Source organism: Kitasatospora sp. NPDC050543, from assembly GCF_044457565.1.
Lineage (GTDB): Bacteria > Actinomycetota > Actinomycetes > Streptomycetales > Streptomycetaceae > Kitasatospora.
This window is the reverse complement of sequence record NZ_JBITGZ010000016.1, coordinates 1-6,908: the sequence shown is the minus strand read 5'-3', so window position 1 is coordinate 6,908 and position 6,908 is coordinate 1. Positions and strand designations below refer to the sequence as shown.

The 6,908-nt window shown below is 72.2% G+C and carries 5 protein-coding genes; 1 reads left to right on the top strand and 4 read right to left on the bottom strand.

The genetic code is table 11. From position 1 onward, the window contains the following. Positions 1–76: 76 nt before the first annotated feature. From ACIBH3_RS20430 to ACIBH3_RS20415, 4 genes are all read right to left on the bottom strand, one after another. The gene (locus tag ACIBH3_RS20430) at positions 77–550 is read right to left on the bottom strand and encodes a GNAT family N-acetyltransferase (RefSeq protein WP_396313426.1); all 474 of its coding nucleotides are present in this window, start codon (positions 548–550) and stop codon (positions 77–79) included. Between the two features lies 1 nt (position 551). After that, positions 552–1,490: an RluA family pseudouridine synthase gene (locus ACIBH3_RS20425; protein ID WP_396313425.1), complete on the bottom strand. Its 939-nt coding sequence runs from the start codon at positions 1,488–1,490 to the stop codon at positions 552–554. A gap of 36 nt (positions 1,491–1,526) precedes the next feature. Beyond that, the gene (lspA, locus tag ACIBH3_RS20420) at positions 1,527–2,300 is read right to left on the bottom strand and encodes a signal peptidase II (protein ID WP_396313566.1); all 774 of its coding nucleotides are present in this window, start codon (positions 2,298–2,300) and stop codon (positions 1,527–1,529) included. Positions 2,301–2,412: 112 nt separating this feature from the next. After that, entirely contained in the window at positions 2,413–2,937 is a 525-nt protein-coding gene (locus ACIBH3_RS20415) for a TraR/DksA family transcriptional regulator (RefSeq protein WP_396313424.1), read from the bottom strand. A gap of 585 nt (positions 2,938–3,522) precedes the next feature. On the opposite strand from ACIBH3_RS20415, the gene ileS reads away from it, so the two are divergent. Further along, positions 3,523–6,687 carry an isoleucine--tRNA ligase gene (gene ileS / locus ACIBH3_RS20410; protein WP_396313423.1) on the top strand — a complete coding sequence of 1,055 codons (3,165 nt, stop codon included), beginning with the start codon at positions 3,523–3,525 and terminating at the stop codon, positions 6,685–6,687. Positions 6,688–6,908: the final 221 nt, after the last annotated feature.

Genomic DNA, 6,908 nt, shown 5'->3' with positions numbered 1-6,908 from the left:
CCCGCCCCCCGCCCGCGGGGCGCCCCGCCCCCCCCCCCCCCCCCGCTCCGGTCCGACTGTGGAAGGGCGGGCGGGGCTACAGCACCCGCGTCATCGTCCGGTGCGGGATGCCCGCATCGGGGTACTCCGGGCCCTCGGCGCTGTAGCCCAGCCGCTCGTAGAAGCCCAGCGCCTGGACCTGGGCGTGCAACTCCAGCTCCGTCGCGCCCCGCTCCCGGCCGGCCTGCTCGATGGCCCGGACCAGTTGCGCGCCGAGGCCGGTGCCCCGGGCGTCCTTCGACACCGCGAGCCGGCCCAGCAGGACCCGGCCGGGACGGCCGCCGGTGAGCTTCAGGGCCTGCTCGCCGTGGATCAGCCGGCCGGTGCCGAGCGGGGTGCCGTCCTCGGCGAGGGCCAGCAGGTGCACGGCGGTCGCGTCGTACTCGTCGTACTCCAGCTCCTCGGGGACGTTCTGCTCCCGGACGAAGACCTCGCGCCGCACGGCGCGCGCCAGCTCCAGGTCCCGCTCACCCTCGGCGACCCTGATCACCGCTGCCCGTACCGCCGTCATCTCAGCTCTCCGAGGAGATGATGTCCAGGGCCTTCTGCAGGTCCGCCGGGTACTCGCTGTCGAACCGCACCCACTCACCGTTCGCCGGGTGCTCGAAGCCGAGCGAGACGGCGTGCAGCCACTGCCGGGTCAGGCCGAGCCGCTTGGCGAGCGTCGGGTCGGCGCCGTACGTCAGGTCGCCGACGCAGGGGTGGCGCAGCGCGGACATGTGCACCCGGATCTGGTGGGTGCGGCCGGTCTCCAGCTTGATGTCCAGCAGCGAGGCGGCCCGGTAGGCCTCGATCAGGTCGTAGTGCGTGACGGAGGGCTTGCCGGCCTGGGTGACGGCCCACTTCCAGTCCGAGCTGGGGTGGCGGCCGATCGGGGCGTCCACCGTGCCGCTCATCGGATCGGGGTGGCCCTGCACCAGGGTGTTGTACTTCTTCTCCACCACGCGGTCGTGGAACTGCCGCTTGAGGTCGGTGTACGCGCGCTCGGACTTGGCGACGACCATCAGGCCGGAGGTGCCGACGTCCAGGCGGTGCACGACGCCCTGGCGCTCGGCGGCGCCGGAGGTGGAGATCCGGTAGCCCGCTGCGGCGAGCCCGCCGATCACGGTGGTGCCGGTCCAGCCGGGGCTGGGGTGGGCGGCCACGCCGACCGGCTTGTCGACGAGCACGATGTCCTCGTCGTCGTGGACGATGCGCATGCCCTCGACGTGCTCGGCGACGATCTGCACCGGTGCGGCGGGGGCGGGGATCTCGACCTCCAGCCAGGTCCCGGCCACCACGCGGTCGGACTTGCCGGCCGTCGAGCCGTCGATACGGACCTTGCCGTCGACGGCCAGCTCGGCGGCCTTCGTCCGGGAGAAGCCGAACATCCGGGCGAGGGCGGCGTCGAGACGCTCGCCCTCAAGGCCGTCGGGAACGGGGAGGCTGCGGATCTGCGCTGCGGTACTCACCCGTACGAGTATGCCGGACTGCGGCCCCGCCCCGACTCACTCGCCCTTGGGGCCGCCCTCGGCGCCACTGCCGGAGCCACCGCTGCTGCCACCCTTGCGGGCGCCCTTGGCACCGCCGGACGTGGCGGCCGGGTGGGTGCTGCCGTCCGGGTTGCTGCCCCGGAAGGAGAGCAGCACCACCAGGATGCCGCCGCAGACGATGGCCGAGTCGGCCAGGTTGAACACCGCGAAGTGCTGGACGGAGATGAAGTCCACCACGTGCCCGCGCAGCACGCCCGGGAAGCGGAACAGCCGGTCGGTGAGGTTGCCGAGCGCCCCGCCCAGCAGCAGGCCCAGCGCGATGGCCCAGGGCAGGCTGTAGAGCTTCCGGGCGATCCGCCAGATCACCACGATGACGGAGCTCGCGATGGCGGTGAAGACGATGGTCAGCGCCTGCCCCATGCCGAAGGCGGCGCCGGGGTTGCGGATCACCTGGAGGGTGACGATGTCACCGAGCACCGTGATCGGGGCGTGGTTCTCCAGCCTGGCGACCACCAGCAGCTTGCTGCCGAGGTCGACGAGGTAGGCGAGCAGCGCGATGACCAGCAGCACGCCGATCCGGCGGCGCCCGCCGACGGCGGTGGCGCCCCTGCCGGCACCGGCCGCGGTCCCGCCCTCCGAGCGTGCGGCACCTTCGGAGCCCGCGAGGCCGTCGGAGGCCTGCGCGAGCGCGACCTCCACGCCCTCCTGCCGGCCGGACCCGGGCACCGGGGCAGCGGTGGTCGGGACGGAATCGTCCCGCGTCTGGGGGGAACCTGGCGTACTGATGATCCGCTCCGCTGCCGATGGGGGCCCCTCCCGGCCGGAGGCAGGAGGAGGGCCGACGTTACGGGGTCGAGCGTACGGCAAGCTCGACCCCCTCCGGGGCTCCGGCTGGCAGCGACTACCGGCGTTCCTGCTTCGCCTTGCACTGGACGCAGAGCGTGGCGCGGGGGAAGGCCTGCACGCGGGCCTTGCCGATGGCCTGGCCGCACGACTCGCAGACGCCGAAGCCGACGCCCTCCAGGCGCAGCAGGGCGCGCTCGGTCTGGGCGAGGCTGTCGCGGGCGTTGTTCGCCAGGGCCAGCTCGCTCTCACGCGAGATGTTCTTCGTCCCGGCGTCGACCTGGTCGTCGCCGGCGCCGTCGTTGGAGTCGCGCATCAGGCCGGTGATCGCGGCCTCCGAGGCGTCGATCTCGGCCTGGAGCCGCTCCAGCTCGCCGATCAGCTCGGCGTGCAGTTCGGCGACCTCCTCGGAGGTCCATGGCTCCTCGCCGGGGCGGACGGGCAGCTCGGCCGGGTCGACGGACTCGGCGCCGCCGCCGGCGCGGGTGGCGGTGGTGGCGGCGGCCGGGCGCGTGCGGCTGGTCGCCGCCGCCCGTCCGGTACCGGTGTTGGTGCTGGTCTTGTGCCGTGCGGTAGTGGTCACGGTCCCCTCCCCTGAGTCGCCTGCCACGGCCTTGCGTGCCCGCTTGGTGGCGGTACCCGCGCCGGTTGCCTTATCAGCCATGGCTTCGACCCCATCTACGAATGACTCGAGCCGCCGGTTCCCGGCGGCTTCCAGTGCCGGAACGATAATCCCCATCAAATCCGGTCACAACATGACATACCGATGCGTCGCACCGATCCCACCCGGGCAGCCGCCACAGCCGCCCCACCCGCGCACTGACCAAGTTGTGCCCAGATCGTCAACCGCTAACCACCCCGCGCGCCGGACAAACCCGCTTGCCGGGCCCGATACACTGGGCCTGCAAGGCGCAGATGGGACGAGTACCGACGTACGCAGCCACCAGCGACCCGGGGACGGTGTGAGCCCGGGGGTGTGCACGGCGGGAAGATCACCCCGGAGCCGCCGGAAGAACGGCCGCACGCGGCCCACTAGACCCGGCAGCAAGCCCAAACAAGAGGGCCGCACGCACCATCGCGGCCAAGGAGGGTGGTACCGCGGGGCGGCATGCCGTCTCGTCCCTCCGTCGGATCAGGCCCACGCATCCGCCGGAGGTAGACCCCCGCAATGTCCCAGCACCCTTCTGAGGACGCGCCGCGCGCGACCGCCAGCTACAACCCCGTCCCCGCCCAGGTGGACCTCCCCGCCCTTGAGCACCGGATCCTCAGCTTCTGGCAGGACAACAAGGTCTTCCAGCAGAGCCTGGAGCAGTCCGAGGGCCGCCCGGAGTGGGTGTTCTACGAGGGCCCGCCGACCGCCAACGGCATGCCGGGCGCGCACCACATCGAGGCCCGCGTCTTCAAGGACGTCTTCCCCCGCTACCGGACGATGAAGGGCTACCACGTCGCCCGCAAGGCCGGCTGGGACTGCCACGGCCTGCCCGTCGAGCTGGCCGTCGAGAAGGAGCTCGGCTTCTCCGGCAAGCAGGACATCGAGAAGTACGGCATCGCCGAGTTCAACGCCAAGTGCCGCGAGTCCGTGACCCGGCACACCGACGCCTTCACCGAGCTCACCACCCGGATGGGCTACTGGGTCGACCTCGACCAGGCCTACCGCACGATGGACCCGTCCTACGTGCAGTCCGTCTGGTGGTCGCTCAAGCAGATCTTCGACAAGGGCCTGCTCGTCCAGGACCACCGGGTCGCACCCTGGTGCCCGCGCTGCGGCACCGGCCTGTCCGACCACGAGCTGGCCCAGGGCTACGAGACCGTCGTCGACCCCTCGGTGTTCGTCCGCTTCCCGCTGACCTCGGGCCCGCTGGCCGGCGAGGCCGCGCTGCTGGTCTGGACGACCACGCCGTGGACCCTGGTCTCCAACACCGCCGCCGCCGTCCACCCGGACGTGAGCTACATCGTCGCGACCGACGGCACCGAGAAGCTCGTCGTCGCCGAGCCGCTGCTCGCCAAGGCCCTCGGCGAGGGCTGGGAGCCCACCGGCGAGCGGTTCACCGGCGCCGAGATGGAGCGCTGGGCCTACCGCCGCCCCTTCGACCTGGTCGAGATCGAGAACGCCCACTACGTCCTCAACGCCGACTACGTCACCACCGAGGACGGCACCGGCATCGTCCACCAGTCCCCGGCCTTCGGCGCGGACGACCTCGCGACCTGCCGCAAGTACGGGCTGCCCGTGGTCAACCCCGTCCTCGCGGACGGCACCTTCGACCCGTCCGTCCCGCTGGTCGGCGGCGTCTTCTTCAAGAAGGCCGACGAGGCGCTCGTCCAGGACCTCGCCGCCCGCGACCTGCTCTTCCGCCACCTGCCGTACGAGCACAGCTACCCGCACTGCTGGCGCTGCCACACCGCGCTGCTCTACTACGCGCAGCCGTCCTGGTACATCCGCACCACCGCGGTCAAGGACGCCCTGATCCGGGAGAACGAGGCCACCAACTGGTTCCCCGAGAACGTCAAGCACGGGCGCTTCGGCGACTGGCTGAACAACAACATCGACTGGGCGCTCTCCCGCAACCGCTACTGGGGCACGCCGCTGCCGATCTGGCGCTGCGAGGACAACCACCTCACCTGCGTCGGCTCCCTCGCCGAGCTCACCGAGCTCACCGGCACCGACCAGAGCGGCCTCGACCCGCACCGCCCGTACATCGACGACGTCACCTTCGCCTGCCCCACCTGCCGGGCGACCGCCACCCGCGTCCCCGAGGTCATCGACGCCTGGTACGACTCGGGCTCCATGCCGTTCGCCCAGTACGGCTACCCGTACGAGAACAAGGAGCTGTTCGAGAAGCGCTACCCGGCGCAGTTCATCTCCGAGGCGATCGACCAGACCCGCGGCTGGTTCTACACCCTGATGGCCGTCGGCACCCTCGTCTTCGACAAGAACAGCTACGAGAACGTCGTCTGCCTCGGCCACATCCTGGCCGAGGACGGCCGGAAGATGTCCAAGCACCTGGGCAACATCCTCCAGCCGATCCCGCTGATGGACCAGCACGGCGCCGACGCCGTCCGCTGGTTCATGGCGGCCGGCGGCTCACCCTGGTCGGCCCGCCGGGTCGGTCACGGCACGATCCAGGAGGTGGTCCGCAAGACCCTCCTCACCTACTGGAACACCGTCGCCTTCCAGGCCCTGTACGCCCGCACCACCGGCTGGGCGCCGTCCGCCGCCGACCCGGCCCCGGCCGACCGCCCGCAGCTCGACCGCTGGGTGCTCTCCGAGCTCAACACGCTGATCCGCGAGGTCGACTCCGCCCTGGAGGCGTACGACACCCAGCGGGCCGGCAAGCTGCTCTCCGGCTTCGTCGACGACCTCTCCAACTGGTACGTCCGCCGCGGCCGCCGCCGCTTCTGGCAGGGCGACAAGGCCGCCCTGGCGACGCTTCACGAGGCCCTGGAGAGCGTCACCCGTCTGATGGCGCCGCTGACCCCCTTCATCACCGAGCGCGTCTGGCAGGACCTGGTCGTCCCGGTCGACCCGACCGCCCCCTCCTCCGTCCACCTGGCCACGTGGCCGGTCGCGGACGAGGCCCAGATCGACACCGACCTCTCCCGCCACATGGCCCTCGTCCGCCGCCTGGTCGAGCTCGGCCGCGCCACCCGCGCGGAGTCCGGCGTCAAGACCCGCCAGCCGCTGTCCCGCGCCCTGATCGCGGCCCAGGGCTGGGACGAACTCCCCGCCGACCTGCGCGCGCAGATCGCCGAGGAGCTCAACGTCACCACCCTGGAGTCCCTCGCGGCCGTCGGCGGCTCCCTCGTCGACACCACCGCCAAGGCCAACTTCCGCGCCCTGGGCAAGCGCTTCGGCAAGGGCGTCCAGGACGTCGCCAAGGCCGTCGCCGCCGCCGACGCGGCCGCCCTCGCCGCCGACCTGCGCACCACCGGAGAGGCCACCGTCTCCCTCGACGGCGAGCCGATCACCCTCTCCCCCGACGAGGTCGTCATCACCGAGACCCCCCGCGAGGGCTGGGCGGTCGCCAACGAGTCCGGCGCCACCGTCGCCCTCGACCTGCACATCACCCCGGAGCTCAAGCGCCTGGGCATCGCCCGCGACGCCATCCGCCAGATCCAGGAGGCCCGCAAGAACTCCGGCCTGGACGTGGCCGACCGCATCGTCCTGCGCTGGCGCGCCGCCAACGAGGAGACCGCCGAGGCCATCGCCGAGCACGGCCCGCTGGTCGCCGAGGAGGTCCTCGCCGTGGACTTCGGAGCCGGCTCCGCCGACTGGGACTCCGAGTCCTTCTCTGACGACTCCCTCGGCCTCGCCTTCCAGCTCCGCAAGGTCTGACCCACCCCGAAGCGGCCGTCACCCCCGGTGGCGGCCGCTTCGCCATCCCCGGACACCCCCACCCCCACCCCCACCTCCCCGGACACCCCCACCACCCCGCACCCCCCTCCCACCCCACCCACCCGCACCTCCCCACCACCCCCCACCCCCTCCCCCACCCCCTCCCCCCACCCGGCGAGAGGGACGCGCTGCGGGAGGGGGCGGCGTACGGGGTGGTCGCG